This window comes from Nonomuraea sp. NPDC050680, assembly GCF_040654555.1.
GTDB lineage: Bacteria > Actinomycetota > Actinomycetes > Streptosporangiales > Streptosporangiaceae > Nonomuraea.
In genome coordinates, this window is sequence record NZ_JBFAIF010000014.1 from 252,996 (window position 1) to 271,256 (window position 18,261).

Below are 18,261 nucleotides of genomic sequence, written 5' to 3' on the forward strand. Positions count from 1 at the left end.
CCCCGGTCACCGTCAACCGCCCGTCACCACGTTGAGGCCCTTGGCCTTGAGCTGCTCGACCATCGCCTGCTGGGTCTTGGCGAAGGCGTCGGTGAGCGTCCCGTCGCCCTGGACCGCGGCCTTGGCGTTGTCGGTCAGCGAGGCGTAGAGCGCGTCACTCACCGGGGGCCAGCGCCAGTCCGTCGCCACGGCGGCGTCGGCCTGCTTGAAGACCTCCCAGATGTTCTGGCCGCCGTAGAAGGGGAAGACCGTGTCGTCCTTCTGGAGGTTGGGGATCTTGCTGGTGTCCTTGACGGACGGCCAGCCGTACCCGGCCGACAGCAGGGTGTTGACGCTCTCGGGGGCGCTGTTGAGCCAGACCGCGAACTCGGTGGCCGCGCCGGGGTTCTTGGTGCCCTTCAGGATGGCGGAGGCCGAGCCGCCGCCCCAGCTCGCGGAGGTGAACTGGGCGGCGCCCGCCCACTGGGGCATGGGCGCGACCGCCCACTTGCCCGAGGTGCCGGGCGCGTTGCCGCGGATGATCGCATCGCCCCACGAGCCGCCGATCCAGCCCACGACGCTGCCTGTCTGCAGGTCCTTGTACCAGGCGTTGGACATGTCGGCCTCGGTCTTGACCAGCTTGCCGTCCAGCATCTTCTGCCAGTACGCGGCCATCTTGCGGGTGTCGGGGTTGTCGATCGTCACCTTCCAGGCGTCGCCCTCGGTGCCGAACCACTGCTGCCCGGCCTGCTGAGCCAGCGAGATCATCCAGGGCGCCTGATTGGCGGCGAAGGTCGAGATGTAGGCGCTCTTGTCCTTCTTCCTGATGGTCGCGGCGGCCGCGGCGAAGTCGTCCCACGTCTTGGGCGCTTCCAGGCCCCACTTGGTGAACAGGTCCTTGCGGTAGTAGAAGCCCATGGGCCCGCTGGCCTGGGGAATGGCGTAGACCTTGTCGCCGAAGACACCGGTCTGCCACTGCCAGTCGACGAACTTGGCCGCGTCGTCCTTCGCGTACTCCGTGACGTCCTGCAAGGCCCCGTTGACCAGGAACGAGGGCAGCGAGTCGTAGCCCACCTGCGCCACGTCGGGCGCGTTGCCCGCCTTGACCGCCGCGAGCATCTTCGCGTATCCGCCGTCGGGACCCGGAGTGATGGTCTCCAGCTTGACCTTGATGCCGGGGTGGGCGGTGTTGAAGGCATCGACGGCCTTCTGGATGTCCGGCACCCACGACCAGAACGTCAGGGTCACCGGCTGGGCCGGATCGCCACTCGCCGCGGTGCCCGCAGGCGCGCTCGAACCGCCCCCGCAAGCCGCCGCGAGCCCTATCGCGACGACGGCGGCGACCAGTCGGGCCGCCCTGGGAATCCTCGATCCCATGCTGACTCCCTTCGAACGGAACGCCTGACCTGCGGGTTCCGGTTGAGGGGAGACATTATTCGTATTTTATTAATAATACAAGGGTGTTGCTGGGCGGTTTCCTGCGATTTCGTGTGACATATGGGAATATGAGGGGTCTTGGTAGTGAAGGGGTGCTGAATGCACGATGACCTGCAGGCCGCCATCGAGGGTCTGGTCGCGGAGTTCGGCAGGCAAGTCAGCCAGGTCCGGGAGACGCACGCCCAGCTCCGGGAGGTCACGGCCACGGTATCCGACGGCAACGTGACCGTGACGGCGGGTCCGCAGGGCAGGATCGACGAGATCATCTTCCATCCCCGCGTCTACACCCGCCTCTCCCCGTCGGAGCTGGCCCAGGCAGTGCTCGACCAGGTCGCCGAGGCCAACGCACGGGTCGCCGAGGAGTCGCGGAAGCTGATGGCGCCGCTCGTACCCGAAGGGATGCCGGCCGAGCAGCTGTTCGGCGGCGAGTTCGACCTTGACCGGCTGCTGCCGGACGTGCCCCTCCAGGCCCCTGCCAAGCGCGGAGAGACTCGATGAGCGAGTGGGCGCAGGGGTTCGACGTCGCCTGGGGCCAGATGCGCAGGGCGGGCACGGACTGGTCCACTCCCGCCGCCACCCTGCGTGAGGCGAGGGGGCTCGTGCAGTCCGTGCTCGACAGCGCCCCGTGGGGACAGGACCAGTACGGCCGGCAGTTCGCCGCCCGGTTCACCGCCACGCTCCAAGGCCTCCTCGACGACTGCCACCAGGGCGCGGAGTGCGTCGACGACCTGACGGAGCAGGTCGACACGGCGGCCCGCAACTACGAACGGGCCAATCACCTGTATCCGCAGGCCTGAGGCGTGGATCTGCGAACCTTGCTCGGCCCCGCGTTCCCGTACGTGGAACCGCTGCTCGGCTGGGTGGTCGGCATGGACTACCCGGAGGGTGACGGCGAGGACAGCCTGGCCGAGGCCGGTCACCTGCGTACCGCGGCCACGAAGTGCCGCACGGCGGGCGGCCAGGGGGACGAAGCGCTCAACCACGTGCTGGCCTACGCCGCCGGCCCCGCGGCCACCGCGCTGTGCGCCTACTGGGGGAAGTTCTCCACCGATGATCCCGCGTACGTGGAGGAGCTGGCCAAGGCCTGTGAGACGGCGGCGAAACAGCTCGAGTCATACGGCCTGGACACCGACTACACGCAGAAGTACATCGCGCTCTGCCTGATCCTGCTCGCCTTCCTGCTGCTGCGGTCCTACGCGTTCGGGCCCGCCACGGGCGGTGCCTCGTTCCTGTCCATCGGGCCCGCCTGCTCGATGGCCAGGCTGAACGTCAAGACGATCGCCAAGCTGCTGCTGCTGAGCATCGCGTTCATGGTCGGCCTGGACGGCGGCACCCAGCTCTGGCAGTTCGCCGAGGGCAAGCGCGACACATGGGACGGCGGCAAGACGGCCGCCGCGGTGGAGGGCGGGCTGCTGACCGGGCTGGCGTTCGCCGGGCTGGGCGGGATCATCGCCAAGATCGGCGGTCCGCGGTTGCTGGGCGGCGTCGTACTGAAGGAGGAGCTGACGGCGCGCGAGCGGGTGGCCGCGTTCCTGACCCAGACCGTGGGCGGAGTGGCGACCCAGAGCAGTGTGGCCTCGGTGATCGGCTCGGTCCCCATGCTGTACGAGAACGGCCAGCTCACTCCGGAGATGCTGGCCAAGGCGGCGGTGGCGGGCTTCGTGGGCGGCATCGACGGCCGGGCGGGCTACGCGGGTCCGCGCGCCGCCGACGGCCTGCGCGTGCCACGCCTGGGAGAGGCCCCGCGACTGGACGGCACCCGTCTGGAGGGTACGAGACGTTCGACTGATCAGCGGGCGCCCGCGTACCACTTCGGTCAGGACCCGCACGACGGTCCCGGCCGGCCGGCGCCCGAGGGGACCGGACGGGCCGAACCCGGCGGCGGCGGGGCGGCCGTGCCGGTGCTCACGCCCAGACACCGGGAGCTCATCCGGCAGAGCCGGCACGAAGTCACCGCGGGCGTCTGGTACCGGGATCCGGGCCGGGCCGTGACGCCCAGCGCGGACATGCGGCTGCTGCGGCAGACGCCCGGCGTCATCAACGTGGGCATCCGCACCGACCGCCACGGGTTCTACATCGGCGACGAGCGGCTGTCGAGCCGCGACGTGGGCACGATGCTCGCCCACGATCCGGTCGTGCGGGCCGACCCCACCGCCAAGCTGCGCTTCCTGGGCTGCGACCTCGACCTGAATCGCGTCGCGGTGCGGCAGGTCGCCGACCTCACCGGCCGGGAGATCATCGCGGCCGACAAGCTGGTCTACATCGGCGCCGACCGGCAGGCGCACACCGGGAGCATCCCTCAATACCGCGACGACGGCCGGCCGATCTTCCGTGACGACGGCAAGTGGCACCTCACCCGGCCGGAGCAGCCGCACCAGCAGCCGACCGTCCCGGCGGACATGGCCCGGCCGAGCCCCGAACTCCCGCCGGGGGCGCTCAACGAGGAGACGCTGAAGGCGAAGCTGGAGCAGGAGAAGCCGCAGCCCAAGTTCCTGGACAGTGGCCAGCATGGGGTGGTGCAGACAGTCCGGTTCCGCGACGGCACCGTCCTGATCCGGAAACTTCATCTCTACGGGCACGTCACGGTGAAAAAAGACCTGCTCGCCTCCCTCGTCGGGCGGATGGTCGGCGCCCCCGTACCGCACGTCATCAGGGATCCGTTCAACCGGGACGCCGTCTACATGCAGTTCATGGACGGCGTCGACCCGTCCGAGATCAGGGGCGAGCTGTTGCCCTTCCACGAAAGCGCGGGGGGAAGGCGGCTCGGCCTGCTCGACGCCCTGATCGGCAACACCGACCGCAGGGGCGGCAACTGGCTCGCGCACGGGAAGGACGGCGTGGGCGGGATCGACCTCAGCAGGTCCTTCTCGTTCGGTCTGGACAAGATCGAGTACGCCCAGAACGACTTCGCCTGGCACTACATGGACGACGACGGCGAATGGATCGACAACCGGCTCACCCGCGAGGACATCGACGTGTTCACCGAGCGGATCCAGGCGCTGCGGCCGGAGTTCGAGCGGCTGGGTCGCCAGGCGTGGCACGACGAGATGCTCGACCGCCTGTACCAGATCGCCGACCACGCGACCGGTGACGTGCCGTTGACCCATGAGCCCGTCCACCACTTCGGCGGCTTCTACAGCGGCTACCCGGCCGCCTTCGACCAGGCGCAGGCGATGCTCGACAGGTACAGCACGGAGAGGAAGAGGCCATGATCATGGTCGCGCGGGTGTTCGACGGCGTCAGGGACGGGGTGCCGTACTTCGAGCCCGGCCATCCGCTGGTGGACAGCCCGCACGAACGCGAACGGCTGGCCGGCTACCTGGAGGCGGGCACGCCGATCCTGGGCACCACCGGGCTGGACGTGGACCGGGTCGAGCCGGAGCGCGGCGAGGTGGTGCCGCTGAGCTTCCGCACCGACGGGACGTACGTCTGGACCGACACGGTCACCTACTACCTGCGCGCCCACCACCTGCGGCCGGACCCGGAGCTGTGCGCGCACATCGCGGCCGGCGGGTACGTGTGCCCCGAGGTCGGCGAGGACGCCGCCGCGCGGGTCCTCCAGGAGTTCTACCGGTTCTCGGCCGAGTCCGGGTAGGCGATCGCGGTCCTCGGCCGGGTCCATTGGGGGTTCTCTCCGGCTCCATCGGGGGGTTCTCTCCGGCTCCATCGGGGGGGTTCTCTCCGGGTCCGGACAGCCGGTCGGGTGAACCTGCGCGGCCGGCGGGCCGTACCTGTACGCAGGACGGGTGTCGCGAGCCGAGGAGGTCTGCCACGTGGGCGTGCGTCGTAGCCGGATCGCGGGCGTGGCCGTCGTCGCGCTCGGTCTGCTCGCCGGCGGCCTGCTGCTGCTCGCAGGACCGGCCGGCGCCCACGGGGCACTGGAGAACCCGCTCAGCCGGGCGGCGGCCTGCGGTGCCGACAGCCCGCTGTCGAAGAAGTCCCCCGCCTGCACGGCCGCCCTGGCGGTGAACGGTACGGAACTGCCCGGCGAGTGGGACAACCTCAGAGTGGCGGACGTCGCGGGCCGGGACCGTGAGGTGATCCCCGACGGGAAGCTGTGCAGCGGCGGCATCGAGGGCTTCGACGGCCTGGACCTCGCCCGTGCCGACTGGCCCGCCACCAGGCTGACGGCCGGAGCGGGCTTCACCTTCAAGTATCGCGGGACGATCCCGCACAAGGGGACCTTCCGGCTGTACGTCACGACGGACCGTTACGATCCGTCGCGCGCCCTCAAGTGGTCCGACCTGGAGAAGCGGCCCTTCCTCAAGGTCACCGACCCGGCGATGGCGGACGGCTCGTACGTCATGAAAGGGCGGCTGCCCGCCGGTAAGAGCGGCCGTCACCTGATCTACACGATCTGGCAGAACTCCGATACGCCGGACACCTATTACTCCTGCTCCGACGTGGTCTTCCGCGCCACCAAGGCCGCCGCCGCACCGTCCGAGCCCGCACCTGCCGACCCTGCGGCTGCGGAGCCCACACCAACCGACTACACAGCTGACGAGCCCGCACCTGCCGACTCCACAGCTGACGAGTCCACAGTCGCCGACGCCGCATCCGAGCAGCCCGTGGCCGCCGAGCCCGCGCTCGCCGGGAGCAGCGGCCTGCCGTGGGCGGTCGGCGGCGTGGCACTTCTCACCGCCGCAGCCGGGGCGATCATCGTCCTGACCCGATCGAAGGGCCGCCGTCCTAGATAGGGATCCGAGGAGCGCTCCCCGCCCTAGGTAGAGGACCCTTCGGGATTCTGGTCTCCGGCCTCCCGAGATCGTCGGGAAGCCGGGGACACCGTCCGGTCAGCCCGTTGTGATGAAGCCGTCCGGGTTCACCACCACCGGGGACTCCAGATAGAGGTCACGGTATTCGTCCTGGATGCCGCTGTTGTGGATCTGAATGGCCAGCGGGCCGGCCTGCCCGGCGGTGGTGTCCTTGAAGGCCAGCACCTTCACCGCCGTACACGTGGGCGTGCCCGCGGTGATCGGGCAGCAGGCCATCTTGGCCTCGCCGGTGCTCTGGTTGGCCACGAGCTCGCACTGGCTCCAGTTGTGGATGTCCCACTTGGTGTGCGGGAACTGGGTGAACAGGCTGCCGCCGCCGTTGTTGTGACCGGGGCGGTAGTCCCAGTGGCCGCCGTTGGGCGGCTGGAACTGGATGGCGCTGAGTGCGTCCCTGATCGGCGTGGTGGTGCCCCAGATCAGCACGGTCGGCGCGTGGTCGCCCGACACCTGCCGGACGCTGAAGATCCAGCGGAACGTACCGGTCTGCTGCTTGTTGTAGTAGATCCAGCCTCTGCCCGCCGTACCGGTGCCGTGGATGGCGTTGTCGCGTACGGTCCAGCCGGCCGCCGCGTGCGGGGTCCAGCCGTTCAGCGTCGTGCCGTCGAACATGGAGACCAGGTACGGGTCGCCGTACGGGTTATGCGCGACGGAGGTGTGGACGGTGAGATCGGGGCTCGGCGGAGAGGCGTTGCCGGCCGCGTCCCGCGCGACGACGTGGATGACGTGGTCGGCGTCGGCGCTCAGGCCCGTACAGGTGCCCGTGGTGGTCTGTCCCGAGACGGTGCCGCACGCCCGCCCGTCGCCGAACAGGTCATAGGAGGCGACGCCCACATCATCGGTGGAGGCCGCCCAGGTCACCGTGACGCTCACCGAGGTGATGGCCGTCTGGCTCGGCTGGCCGGGGGCTGTGGGCGGGTGGGAGTCGATGGGCCCGGAGACGGTGAGCTTGTCGAGGTTGGGCCCGCCGGTGGCGGCCGTGGCGGTCGCCCTGACCGTGTTCGCCCCGGCGTTGAGCTGGGCGGTGATGGCGAGGTCGACCCAGGTGTCCCAGTTCGCCGTGGGGTCGAACGCCTTGCCGGCCGCGACCACGGTCCCGTTGACCGAGATGTCCAGCGGGCGGTTCTCCTTCGTGCCGTTGGCGTAGCGCAGGGTCAGCGTCGTGCTGGCCGCCTCGGCCGCGTTCACCGTCCACTCGACGTAGCCGCCGGTCGTGTTGACGTAGTCGACGAAGCCGGTGCCGGTGAAGCCGGTGTGGTTGCTCGCCACCGCCGCCTGGGAGAGTACCGCGCTCTCCGCCTGATAGGCGATGTCCTGGGTGCTGGCCGGGGTGACGTCGAGGAAGTCCAGGTTGGGATTGCCGTTGGCGGTGGTCGCGGTGACCCTGACCGTGTTGGCGCCCGCTCGCAGCGTCGCGGTGAGTGTGGCGGTGGTCCAGGCGTCCCAGGTGCCCGTACTGGTGAACGCGTGACCGGTGGCGATCGCCGTGCCGTTGACCGTGATGGTGGCGGGGCGGTTGGTGGTGGTGCCGTTCGCGTAGCGCAGGTCGAGGGTCGCGCTGCCGTCCGAAGGGGCGGTGACGGCGAACTCGAGGTAACTGCCCGAGACGTTGTCGCCGTTGACGTAGCCGGTGCCGGAGAAACCCGTGTGGGTGGTCTCCAGGACGCCCTTGGAGATCGTGGCGGCCTCCGCCTCGTAGCGGTTCGTTGCCGCCTGCGCTATACCTCCGATCAATATCGTCGCCAGGAGGGCGAGTATGGCTAAGGCAGACACCGTTCTGGACATGGCGCAGCTCCTTGTGACATGCGCTCGTTAACAATCTTTCCTAATATTTCTAGATATGACCACCGGTAGTCAGGCGAGTCAATAGGTCGGATGTGTTCACTTGGAACGGCATGGAACGCCCCTTTGTCAGGAGATATCGCTACACAGGGGAAAGGCCGCACATGGAACTGCGGACACGCTTCACCGAGGCGTACGGTCTGACCACCCCGATCGCGCAGGCCGGCATGGCGTTCGCCGGAATGCTGCCGGAGCTGGCGATCGCGGTGAGCGACGCCGGGGCGCTGGGGTCACTCGGGGTGGGGCTGATGCCGACCGCCGCCATGGTCGAGACCATCGACGCGGTACGGGCCGGCACGACCGGGCCGGTCAACGTCAACTTCGTCACCCCCTTCGCCAAGCCCGAGCAGATCGACGCGGTCTGCGCGGCCGGCGTCGCGGTGGCCTCGTTCCACTGGGGGCATCCGCCGAAGAGCTGGATCGGCCGGCTGCACGGCGCGGGCGTGCGCGTCTTCGAGCAGGTCGGCTCGGTGGAGGACGCCAAGCGGGCGGTGGACGACGGGGTGGACGTCGTGGTGGCGCAGGGGCTGGAGGCGGGCGGGCACAATTACGCGACCCTGCCGACGTTCGCGCTGGTCCCGCTGGTGGTCGACGCGGTCGCCCCGGCGCTGGTCCTGGCCGCTGGGGGGATCGCGGACGGCCGGGGACTGGCCGCCGCGCTCATGCTCGGGGCCGACGGCGCCTGGATCGGTACGCGGCTGGTGGCCACGACCGAGTCGGCGGCCCACGATGGCTACAAGAGCCGGCTGGTGACGGCACGGGGCACCGACACCGCGCGCACGCCGATGTTCGGCCCGGAGCATCCGGCCTTCAATCCGACGCGGGTGCTGCGCAACCGGGTCGTCCGCGAGTGGCACGACCGGGCGGACGAGGTGCCGCGCGACACCTCGGACCTGGAGGTCATCGGGCACACGGTGGTCAACGGGGAGCCGGTGGAGATGCGCAAGTTCTCCTTCCTGGTCCCGATGCGCGGCCTGACCACCGGCGACCTGGAGGAGATGGCGCTGCTCGCGGGCGAGGGCGTGGGCCTGGTCGACTCGATCGAACCGGCGGCCGTGGTGATCGACACGATCACCACGCAGGCCCGCGCCGCCCTCGATCGCTACCGGAGGGCGTGCTGAGAGTCACCAGTTGGCGGGCAGTCCCGGTGTGGTCGCGGGCAGGGCGTGGCCGGGCGGGTGGATGACGTACACGATGCCGCCGCTGCTGGAGCTGCGGAGCCAGACGTTCTCGAACGCGGCCCGCGGATAGACGTGCCGCACGGCGTCGTCATCGGCGGAGGCGGGATCGTTGGCGATCACGTCACCCTCGGCGGTGAAGCCGACGATGACCATGATGTGCCCGTTGGTGCCGTACCCGGCGCCCGGCAGCTCGCCCTTCTTGAATGACTGCGAGGTGATGACCGGGATTCCGGCGGTGATCAGCCGCTCCAGCTCGGTCAGTGACCGCAGGCGGGTGACGAAGCCGTCCAGGCCGTAGCGACCGGCGTAGGCGGTGTTGAACGGCCAGTTGCCCGCGCCCTGGTAGGCGTGGTCGTAGGAGAAGCGGGCGGCGTAGTCAACCGCCGGATCGGGATCGGAGGGGTCGACCCAGGAGGTGTCCTGCGCGCTGGGCCACTTGTCCCAGTAGCCCAGGACCATCGTGGTCGAGGTCGGGCTGCACCAGGCCTGACCGCCGCCGTCCCATTCCGGGTAGTGGCCCTCGTGCACGTTCTGGGAGCGGCGCGGAACGGCCAGCTCGGTGCCCCACGCGCCGCCGCCCGGGCTGACCGGCACGGTCTTGCGCTCGGGCACGTTCGAGGCCATCGCGCCCAGCGTCCGTACGGTCGGCGTCACGGCGGAGCCGGGCGTCCGGTACAGGGTGAGGCGTAGCTGGTAGGCATTGATCTGCTTCCCCGCGATCTGCTTGTCCGCCGCCGCGACGAACGTGTCCACGGAGACGGTGCCGTCGGCGTCGGCCTGCCCGGACACCGAGGTGCGGCGGATGTCTCCCTCTCCGTACGCCCAGCGGCCGAGCACGTACCACTTGCTCAGCCCGGCCGTGTGACGGGTGCGCGCCTCGACCTGCAGCCAGCTGCCCGCCGGGACGTCGGCGGTCCAGGAGGCGATGAGCTCGGTGGCGGCGAAGCCGATCGGCCGCTCCGGGCCGGTCCAGCGGGCGTACTCCCAGCTCTTGGTGCCGAGCGCGTCGGTGTAGGTGGTGCTGCCGACCGCGGCGGCGAACGACAGGCCGTCGCCGATGACCGTCCCTTCGGGCGTACCGGCGGAGAAGTCGGCTCGTTGATAGACGACGTTCACCGTGGCCGCCTCGGGTCGCGTGGCGGCGAGGCCGGGCGCGGGAGCAGCCAGGGTCGCGGAAACCAGGACGGTGGAGAGTAAGACGGTCAGCGCGCGCATGAACCTACCTTGCTAGAACGGCGCTCGGTGCGGCAGACAGTAGACACAGGGCGCATTCCGCGCATCGGAAAATCTACGTACGCGTGCCGCCCGCGCCGGTTCGGCTCAGGCGCGCAGGGCGGCCCGGCGCTCCAGCCGGGGCAACCGCATGGTGACCGTGAGACCGCCTTCCGGCCGTGCCTCGGCGGTGACCGTGCCGCCGTGCGCGTCGACGATGGCCCGGACGATCGACAGTCCCAGCCCCGCACCGCGCGCCGACCGCACCCGATCACCCTGCAGCCGGCGGAACGGCTCGAACAGGTCGTCCACCTCGTACGGCGAGACCTGCGGACCGGTGTTCTCCACCACGACCACCGCCTCGTCACCCTCCTGCCGCGAACGAAGCCATACGTCACCATCGCGGACGTTGTACTTGATCGCGTTCTCCACCAGGTTGAACACGCAGCGCTCCAGGAACAGCGGGTCGCCCATCGCGAGGGCGGCGCTCAGGTCCTGGTGGAGGGTGACCGGCCGCTTGCGGGGCTGCAGGTCGAGCTGCTCCTCCACGGCCCGGATCACCTGGCGTACGTCGATGCTCTTGCGGATGGCGAGCTCCTGCTCCGACTGGGCCAGCAGCAGCAACCCCTCGATCAACCGCTCATAACGGGCGTTGGTCCCCAGCAGCGCACGAGCCAGCGCCTTCAGATCCGGCGAGGCCGCCGGCTCCTCCAGCGACACCTCCAGAATCGTCCGATTGATCGCCAACGGCGTCCGCAACTCATGCGAGGCATTACCGATGAACCGCCGCTGCGCCTCGAACACCCGATGCAACCGATCCAACATCGCGTCGAACGTATCGGCCAACCGCTTGACCTCATCCTGCGGGCCCCGCAACCCGATCCGCTCATGCAACGTACTCTCCGACAACCGCCGCGCCGTCTCCGTCACCCGATCCAACGGCCGCAACGCCCGATCAGCCATCAGATAGCCGAGCACGAACGCGATGACCCCGATCACGATCATGATGACGACCGAGGACCGCAGCATCTCATCGAGCACGCCGTCCGCCCGCTGCTGGACGTTCACCTTCTCGAAGACCATGTCGCTTTTGACGGCGCCTTCCTGCACGGGCCCGGCCCGCTCGCCGACGATCCTCATGGCCTTCGCGGGGAACTGCTGGTCCAGGGCCTGCCCGGTGATCAGGTACGTCGACCAGAGCAGCAACGATCCGGCCACGAAGAACGAGCCGCCGTACAGGAGCGTGAGCCGCATCCGGAGCCCCAGCCGGTTCCATGGGCGCACGCGACCCACGGCGAGGCCGTCAGGCTCCTTCACGACCAGCACCCCTTCCCTTCCGCCTAGAGGATGACGGACCATGTGTCAGCCCGGAGTAAGCCGGTCGGTTTTCGTACGGTCTATGACGTGACCATCAACCGGCAGGCATCCGAACAGGACGGCACACTCCTCAGGAATCGCGACTTCATGTTCTTCTGGACCGGGCAGAGCATCAGCGACCTGGGCGCGGCGGTGACGACGCTGGCGGTCCCCCTCGTGGCCGTCACCATGCTCCGCGCCACCACCTTCGAGGTGGGGGTGCTGACCGCCTGCGCCACGGCAGCCTGGCTGGTCATGACGCTGCCCGCCGGGACGATCGTCGACCGCGTCGCCAAGCGCCCGCTGATGATCGGCTGCGGCGTGGCGCGGGGCGCGGTGGTGGCCTCGATCCCCGTCGCGGCGGCGCTGGGCCACCTGACGATCGTCCATCTGTACGTGATGGCCTTCCTCGTGGGCTCGATCAACGTCGTCTTCGAGATCACCTGCCAGAGCTACCTGCCGGTCCTGCTGACGCGGCGGCGGCTCATCGAGGGCAACGGCAAGATCGCCACGACCAACGCGGTGGCCCTCGCCGTCGGCCCCTCCCTGGCGGGCGGCCTGATGACGCTGCTGCACACCGCGGCTCGGGTGATGGTCGTGGACTGCCTCTCGTACGTGATCGGCATCGCGTCCCTGCTGCTGATCCGCACCCCCGAACCACGACCGGCCGTCCGCGAGTCCCGGAGCATGCGCAGGGCGGCGGCCGAGGGAATCACCTTCGTCCTGGGGCACCCAGTGTTGCGGCGCGTCGTGGCGTGCAGCGCGATCTCCAACCTCTGCGACGCCATGATCACCACACTCGTCGTCGTGTTCGTGCTCGGCGACCTCGGCGCCGATCCCGCCACGCTCGGACTGGTGCTGGGGCTGGGCAGCGCCGGCGGGATCGTGGGCGGCATGCTCGCCACGTCGTTCGCGAGATGGCTGGGTCCGGCCAGGGCGTTATGGGCGGGCAAGCTGTGTCTCGGCGGGTTCGCGCTGCTCATTCCCCTCGGCGGGCCCGGCTGGGGAGTGCTGGCCGTGGCGGCGGGGCTGTTCGCCTCGCGCCTGTCCACCGTCGCGTACAACGTGCTGCAGATCACCTACCGGCAGTCGATCTGCCCGCCCGAGCTGCTCGGCCGGATGAACGCGAGCATCCGGTGGCTGATCCGCGGCGCCATGCCCTTCGGCGGCCTGCTGGCGGGGACCCTCGGCGCGTGGCTCGGCGCCCGCACGACCCTGGCGGTCGCGGTGACCTGCTCGTGGCTCGCGGTGCTCTGGCTGGTGTTCTCACCGCTGCGGCGGCAGCGGGACCTCGCGCTCACGCCGGATTGGTCCTGATCACCTTGCCTCGGGTGTCGGCCACCAAGTAGCCCGTCCGGTGGTATTTGTCGCCCACATAGATGAGCAGCGACTCGCGGGCACCCACGAACGCGAAGGCGGGGTCCACGACGATGTAGTGGGTGGTGGGCTTGCGGACGCCCAGAGCCTGGTCCGCCTTGCGGAGCAGTGCGGGCAGGGCGTCCCAGTTGAACTTGCTCAGGTCCACCGGATCCTCGTTCGTGGTGCTGCCCGTGCTCTGGCGGGCGGCTGTGCCGTCGCGGTAGGTGAAGTTGTCGTAGACGCCCTTCTCGCCCTTGACCGGCGCCTGGACGCTCGCGTACTCGGGGTAGATCACCATTCTGATGACCTTGGTGCCGCCCATCACCGGCTTCAGCGCGGCGATCGCGGCCCGGATCCCGGCCGGGGTCAGCAGATTGCCCGGGTCGTCGGCCGGCTCGGTGGCGGTCTCGGTGGCCTTGGGCGTGGTCTTGCTCGTGGTCTTCCGCCCGGATTTGGTGGCGGTGCTGGTCGGCTGCCCGGACTCGGTGGACCGCGGGTCGTCGGCGGCGTCGCCCCGCAGCACCGGGGGCAGGAACGTCCACACCAGAACGCCGACCACCACGACCACTGCGGCGGACACCGCGACCATGGCCGGGTGCGCGCCGCGCTTCGATCGGCGGCTGACGCCGGTGACCGGGCGCGGGATCGGCGGGCCGGTGTTCATCTGGGCGTACCCCGGGCCGGTCGGCTGTGAGCCCATGAGCGGCTGCGGGTACGGCGCGCCGCCGGTCGGTTGTGGGTACGGCGCGCCGCCGGTCGGCTGCGGGTACGGCGCGCCGCCCGTCGGCTGCGGGCCCATGGGCGGCTGCGGGAGCGGTGGGCCCGGGGCCCAGGCCGGTGGCGCGGGCGGCATCGACGCGGGGGCGTCGGTCACCGAGGCGAGCATGCGGTCCAGCGTCTCGGCGTCGGGCCGGGCGGCCAGGTCGCGCGTGAGCACGTAGCCGAGCACGGGACCGAGCGCTCCGGCCCGCTGCGGCGGCGGCACGTCCTGGTTGAGCACCGCGGCCAGCGTCGCCAGCGTGGTGGCCCGGCGCAGCGGATGGCGGCCTTCGACGGCGACGTACAGCAGCATCCCCAGGGACCACAGGTCCGAGGACGGATCGCCCTCGTAGCCGTTGATGCGTTCCGGCGCGATGTACTCGGGCGAGCCGATGAACGAGCCGGTCGCGGTCAGGCTGGTGGACTCGCGTACCGCGGCGATGCCGAAGTCGGTCAGCACCGACCGGCCGTCCGGCCGCAGCAGGACGTTGGCCGGCTTGACGTCGCGGTGCTGGATGCCGACGGCATGCGCGGCCCGCAGCGCGGAGAGGATCTCGCGGCCGAGGCGGGCGGTCTCGTGCGGCGTCATCGGGCCGCGTTCGAGGCGTTCCTGGAGCGATCCACCGGAGACCAGCTCCATGACGAGCCACGGATAGCCGCTGTCGCCATGGTCCACGATGTGGTGGATGGTCACGACGTGCGGGTGGTTGAGCCGGGCCAGGGCGCGGGCCTCGCGGAGGACCCTGGCCCGCAGCTCGCGGGCACCCTCGGGATCGCGCTCGTCCATGTCCGGGTCGGGCGGGCGTACCTCCTTGAGGGCGACCTCCCGGTGCAGGGCCACGTCCCAGGCCCGCCACACCAGGCCCATGCCGCCGCCGCCGAGCCGTTCCACCAGCTCGAACCGGTCGTCGATCACCCGTCTGCGCATGCAGAGCAGCGTACGCTGTCGACTTGGCCCAGGATGGACCGTCTCATATACGGATTTTCCGATATTTGACGCTGTTCACCGGCCGGTCAACCTGGTGCTTTTCGGCTTAGGTGCTCCCAGGCGCGGTACACCTCCGTACGAGCCTGGTCCATCTGCTGGACGAGGTCGAAGGAGTGGCTACCGACGATCAGCCGCAGCGGCGGCTCCGGAAGATCGACCAGCTCCATGATGACGGGTGCGGCGGTGCTCGGAGCGGGTCCGGCGTCGTCGCCCCACATCTCGGCCAGCTTCGTCCGCAGGGGCTCGTACTCGGGAAGGTGCTCGGTCACCGTGGTGCCGACCGTGAACAGTCCGGTGTCGTACCCGCCCGGCTGAACGATCGTGACCTTGATGCCGAACGGCTCGACCTCCATCGCCAGCGCCTGGCTGACCGAGTCGAGGGCCGACTTGCCCCCCGCGTACAGGCCGACCGAGGCGAATCCCCCACCGGAGCCCATCGAGGTGACTTGCAGGATGTGCCCGGAGCCCTGCTTCCGCAAGTGGGGGACGACGGCCTGGGCCACCCAGATCGCGCCGAAGAAGTTGACGTCGAAGTGCGCCCTGATCTGCTCCTCGGTGGCCTCCTCCAGCATGCCGAACAGGAACCCGCCGGCGTTGTTGACCACGATGTCCAGCCTGCCGAAGGCCGCCGCCGCCTGGTCCACGCCGTCCTGCACCGCCGCGCGGTCGGAGACGTCCATCGCCAGGCGTACGAGGCGGCCCGGATGCTCCTCGGTCAGCTCCGCGAGCGGATCGACATTGCGCGCCGCCGCCACGACCCGGTCTCCGGTGGCCAGCGCCGCCTCAGCGAACGCCCGGCCCAGCCCCCGGGACGCACCGGTGATGAACCACACTCGGGTGCTCGTCATAGGCACCCACCTCCTCCAACTTGAGACGAGACGGTTCGTCTCGCAAGGAGGAGCTTGCCGCAATCGCCGCAAGTCGTCAAGACGGAACGTCTCGTCTCGACGAACTGCTATCCTCACCGGCATGTCCATCGCCAAGCAGCCGGACCCCGGCCGCCGCAACGAGCGATCGCGCCAGGCGATCCTCGACGCGGCACGCGAGCTCGTGACCGAGGTCGGATACGCGAAGGTCACGATCGAGGCCATCGCCGCGCGGGCGGGGGTGGGCAAGCAGACGATCTACCGGTGGTGGCCGGGCAAGGGCGCGGTGATCTTCGACTCCTTCCTGACGCTCAGTGAGGGAGCCGAGGGCCTGGCGCTGCCCGACACGGGCGACCTCGAGGCCGACCTGAAGGCGGTCATGCGGGCGACCGTCGCCGAGTTCGCCGATCCGGGCTTCGAGGCGCCGATCAGGGCGCTCAACGCGGAGATCATCCACGATCCGAACCTCGCCGCCCAATACCGCGAGAAGCTGGCCGGCCCCGTGGACGAGGCCAAGAAGGAGCGGCTGCGCAGTGCGCAGCGGGCGGGCCAGTTCGCCGCGGACGCCGACCTCGACCTGGCGCTCGAACTGCTCTACGCCCCCCTCTACCAGCGCTGGCTGCTCCGTTCGGGGCCACTCACGCCCGAATACGCCGACGCCTTGGTGGAGCTGACGCTCAAGGCGTTCCGGCCCCCTGGAGTAGTGCGGGCCCTACCCACAAGTGGCCCGGCAACCTGACTGATCTTGAGGGCTGAAGATCCAAGGATTAGGACATCACCCCAATAAAGAGGAGATGTCCAAAATGCGGAAGTACCTCGCAGCAGCCGCCGCCGCCGTCGTGCTCCTGAGCGCCGCCTCTCCGGCCATGGCCGCCGTCTCGACCTCCGGTGGCGTCCAGCAGCAGGTCGACCGGCTGACCAAGCAGGATGGCCTGACCGGCGCGGTGGTCTCGGTGCGTGACGCGAACGGCCGCACCACCACGTGGACCTCCGGAACGGCCCAGCGTGGTACCGGCAAGCCGATGGTCGGCGCCGACGGAAGGTTCCGCGTGGCCAGCGTGACCAAGCCGGTGGTCGCGGTGACCGTGCTGCGCCTGGCCGCCGAGGGCAAGCTGGACCTGGACGAGCGGGTCGAGCACTACCTGCCCGGCTCGCTCGACGGCCGGCCGGTCACCGTCCGCCAACTCCTGCTGCACACCAGCGGCCTGCCCGAGTACTTCGACCTGGTCGACTGGACCAAGCCCGCCATCCCCGCCGACCACCTCGCGCTGGCCATGACCCGCGAACCCGTGGGCCAGCCCGGCGAGCGCTGGTTCTACTCCAACACCAATTTCCTGGTCGCGGGCATGCTCATCGAGAAGGTGACGGGCAAGGACTTCCGCCGGATCACCGAGGACACCGTGCTGCGCGGCCTGCCCGGTACGTACTGGCCCAAGGACGGCGAGCTGGACATCCGTGGCGAGCACCCGCACAACTACGGCGTGAACCCGATGGACCCAAAGGGCGGCGAGACGGACATCACCCGGCTTCCCGGCTACGGCTTCGGGGCGGGCGGCGGGCTGGTCTCCACGCCGGCTGACCTCAACCGGTTCTGGCAGGCCATCCCCCAGCGGACGCTGCGGACCATGCTCACCGGCACGGTCCCCGCCACCGACCCGGCAGGGAGCCGCTACGGCCTGGGGCTGTACACCTACCCGCTGAGCTGCGGCCTCGCCCTCATGCACGACGGCGGTCTGCCGGGCGTACGGGTGCTCAGCGGCCGGAACCGGGCGGGCCGGGCGGCGACCGTGTACGTCACGGGCACCCCGAAGGACGACCGCCACCTCTTCGCCGCCTTCGACGCCGCCCTGTGCTCCCCGGTGAAGTAGAGCGGTTCAGCCCACGTGGACGCGCGGTCTGCGTACCGGGTCGGACTCGGCCTTGCGGAGGACCTCGCGGGTGAGGGGTGGCACGTCGCCGCCGCCGAAGACCAGGTAACGCAGCATCGCCACGACCGGGTTGCCCTCGGTCCAGTGGAAGTAGATGTGCGGTACGCCGCCGGTCCGGTCACGCAGGTAGAGCAGGAGCGCGGCCAGCGCGTTGGGCACCGCCGAGCTCTCGATCTTCAGGATCTTGTGGCCGTACCGCTCCTCGCCCTTGACGTGCAGCTCGGTCTCGAACTCCGAGGCGTCCGGCACCGTCACCTCGACGAACAGGACCGGCTCGTTGCTGCGCAACCGGTGGGTGATCCACGTCTCGCGTAGCTTGTCGTTGTACTCGGCCTGGTCGCGCTGGTGCGGCTCGTTCGCGATCACATGGATCTCGCCGCACGCCTCGTTGACGAACTCCTCGGCCAGCGAGTCCAGGTGCACGTCGATGACCCGCAGCTCCGTGGAGCGCGTCGCCCGCGAGATCACCGACAGGCTGACGATGGCGGCGATGAAGAACGAGGCGATCTTCACACCGTCCGGCCGCTCGATCACATTGTCCACCAGCGTGTAGGCCAGCACCGCCGAGATCACGCCGAACCC

Annotated in this window: 15 protein-coding genes and 1 pseudogene; 9 read left to right on the forward strand and 7 right to left on the reverse strand. The window is 69.9% G+C overall.

Annotated features, from left to right (window positions below; genetic code table 11):
- Window positions 1–12: 12 nt before the first annotated feature.
- Window positions 13–1,356, reverse strand: coding sequence for a sugar ABC transporter substrate-binding protein (locus AB0H88_RS36150; protein WP_357652528.1), 1,344 nt, complete (start codon window positions 1,354–1,356; stop codon window positions 13–15).
- A gap of 159 nt (window positions 1,357–1,515) precedes the next feature.
- Here AB0H88_RS36150 and AB0H88_RS36155 point away from each other — a divergent pair, with 159 nt between their 5' ends.
- The 5 genes from AB0H88_RS36155 (at window position 1,516) to AB0H88_RS36175 (ending at window position 6,113) form a co-directional block, all read left to right on the forward strand.
- Window positions 1,516–1,914, forward strand: coding sequence for a YbaB/EbfC family nucleoid-associated protein (locus AB0H88_RS36155; protein ID WP_357652530.1), 399 nt, complete (start codon window positions 1,516–1,518; stop codon window positions 1,912–1,914).
- A complete protein-coding gene (locus AB0H88_RS36160) occupies window positions 1,911–2,213 on the forward strand; it encodes a hypothetical protein (protein WP_357652532.1) in 303 nt (100 codons plus the stop codon). Before AB0H88_RS36155 ends, AB0H88_RS36160 begins: the two co-directional genes overlap by 4 nt.
- Before the next feature lie 3 nt (window positions 2,214–2,216).
- On the forward strand, window positions 2,217–4,628 hold the full coding sequence (locus AB0H88_RS36165; protein WP_357652534.1) for a hypothetical protein: 2,412 nt from the start codon (window positions 2,217–2,219) through the stop codon (window positions 4,626–4,628).
- Window positions 4,625–5,011, forward strand: coding sequence for a hypothetical protein (locus tag AB0H88_RS36170; RefSeq protein ID WP_357652536.1), 387 nt, complete (start codon window positions 4,625–4,627; stop codon window positions 5,009–5,011). The genes AB0H88_RS36165 and AB0H88_RS36170 overlap by 4 nt, the downstream gene beginning before the upstream one ends.
- Window positions 5,012–5,162: 151 nt before the next feature.
- Window positions 5,163–6,113: a lytic polysaccharide monooxygenase gene (locus tag AB0H88_RS36175; RefSeq protein ID WP_357652538.1), complete on the forward strand. Its 951-nt coding sequence runs from the start codon at window positions 5,163–5,165 to the stop codon at window positions 6,111–6,113.
- A 96-nt stretch (window positions 6,114–6,209) separates the two neighbouring features.
- Here AB0H88_RS36175 and AB0H88_RS36180 read toward each other — a convergent pair whose 3' ends face one another.
- Entirely contained in the window at window positions 6,210–7,973 is a 1,764-nt protein-coding gene (locus AB0H88_RS36180) for a CBM35 domain-containing protein (RefSeq protein WP_357652539.1), read from the reverse strand.
- 161 nt (window positions 7,974–8,134) lie between these two features.
- Here AB0H88_RS36180 and AB0H88_RS36185 point away from each other — a divergent pair, with 161 nt between their 5' ends.
- Window positions 8,135–9,151, forward strand: coding sequence for a nitronate monooxygenase family protein (locus AB0H88_RS36185; protein WP_357652541.1), 1,017 nt, complete (start codon window positions 8,135–8,137; stop codon window positions 9,149–9,151).
- A gap of 3 nt (window positions 9,152–9,154) precedes the next feature.
- Here the strand turns inward: AB0H88_RS36185 and AB0H88_RS36190 are convergent, their stop codons facing one another.
- Window positions 9,155–10,426 (reverse strand): C39 family peptidase, encoded by a 1,272-nt coding sequence (locus AB0H88_RS36190; protein ID WP_357652543.1) that lies wholly within the window; start codon window positions 10,424–10,426, stop codon window positions 9,155–9,157.
- 105 nt (window positions 10,427–10,531) lie between these two features.
- Window positions 10,532–11,740: a HAMP domain-containing sensor histidine kinase gene (locus tag AB0H88_RS36195; protein WP_357652545.1), complete on the reverse strand. Its 1,209-nt coding sequence runs from the start codon at window positions 11,738–11,740 to the stop codon at window positions 10,532–10,534.
- Between the two features lie 87 nt (window positions 11,741–11,827).
- Between AB0H88_RS36195 and AB0H88_RS36200 the strand changes: the two genes are divergently transcribed.
- Window positions 11,828–13,096: an MFS transporter gene (locus AB0H88_RS36200; RefSeq protein WP_357652547.1), complete on the forward strand. Its 1,269-nt coding sequence runs from the start codon at window positions 11,828–11,830 to the stop codon at window positions 13,094–13,096.
- Here the strand turns inward: AB0H88_RS36200 and AB0H88_RS36205 are convergent.
- Window positions 13,077–14,825, reverse strand: coding sequence for a protein kinase (locus tag AB0H88_RS36205; protein ID WP_357652549.1), 1,749 nt, complete (start codon window positions 14,823–14,825; stop codon window positions 13,077–13,079). The genes AB0H88_RS36200 and AB0H88_RS36205 overlap by 20 nt on opposite strands.
- An 86-nt stretch (window positions 14,826–14,911) precedes the next feature.
- Entirely contained in the window at window positions 14,912–15,733 is an 822-nt protein-coding gene (locus AB0H88_RS36210; protein WP_357652551.1) for an SDR family NAD(P)-dependent oxidoreductase, read from the reverse strand.
- 121 nt (window positions 15,734–15,854) lie between these two features.
- Between AB0H88_RS36210 and AB0H88_RS36215 the strand changes: the two genes are divergently transcribed.
- Window positions 15,855–16,490, forward strand: coding sequence for a TetR/AcrR family transcriptional regulator (locus AB0H88_RS36215; RefSeq protein ID WP_357652552.1), 636 nt, complete (start codon window positions 15,855–15,857; stop codon window positions 16,488–16,490).
- A gap of 64 nt (window positions 16,491–16,554) precedes the next feature.
- Entirely contained in the window at window positions 16,555–17,619 is a 1,065-nt protein-coding gene (locus AB0H88_RS36220) for a serine hydrolase domain-containing protein (RefSeq protein WP_357652554.1), read from the forward strand.
- Between the two features lie 6 nt (window positions 17,620–17,625).
- Here AB0H88_RS36220 and AB0H88_RS36225 read toward each other — a convergent pair.
- Window positions 17,626–18,261 (reverse strand): annotated as a pseudogene (locus tag AB0H88_RS36225) (amino acid transporter); the annotation flags it as partial.

Bases quoted from the DNA above. Each gene is read 5' to 3' on its own strand.
- AB0H88_RS36150 (WP_357652528.1), bottom strand. From the start codon at position 1,356: ATGGGATCGAGGATTCCCAGGGCGGCCCGACTGGTCGCCGCCGTCGTC.
- AB0H88_RS36155 (WP_357652530.1), top strand. From the start codon at position 1,516: ATGCACGATGACCTGCAGGCCGCCATCGAGGGTCTGGTCGCGGAGTTC.
- AB0H88_RS36160 (WP_357652532.1), top strand. From the start codon at position 1,911: ATGAGCGAGTGGGCGCAGGGGTTCGACGTCGCCTGGGGCCAGATGCGC.
- AB0H88_RS36170 (WP_357652536.1), top strand. From the start codon at position 4,625: ATGATCATGGTCGCGCGGGTGTTCGACGGCGTCAGGGACGGGGTGCCG.
- AB0H88_RS36180 (WP_357652539.1), bottom strand. From the start codon at position 7,973: ATGTCCAGAACGGTGTCTGCCTTAGCCATACTCGCCCTCCTGGCGACG.
- AB0H88_RS36185 (WP_357652541.1), top strand. From the start codon at position 8,135: ATGGAACTGCGGACACGCTTCACCGAGGCGTACGGTCTGACCACCCCG.
- AB0H88_RS36190 (WP_357652543.1), bottom strand. From the start codon at position 10,426: ATGCGCGCGCTGACCGTCTTACTCTCCACCGTCCTGGTTTCCGCGACC.
- AB0H88_RS36205 (WP_357652549.1), bottom strand. From the start codon at position 14,825: ATGCGCAGACGGGTGATCGACGACCGGTTCGAGCTGGTGGAACGGCTC.
- AB0H88_RS36210 (WP_357652551.1), bottom strand. From the start codon at position 15,733: ATGACGAGCACCCGAGTGTGGTTCATCACCGGTGCGTCCCGGGGGCTG.
- AB0H88_RS36215 (WP_357652552.1), top strand. From the start codon at position 15,855: ATGTCCATCGCCAAGCAGCCGGACCCCGGCCGCCGCAACGAGCGATCG.
- AB0H88_RS36220 (WP_357652554.1), top strand. From the start codon at position 16,555: ATGCGGAAGTACCTCGCAGCAGCCGCCGCCGCCGTCGTGCTCCTGAGC.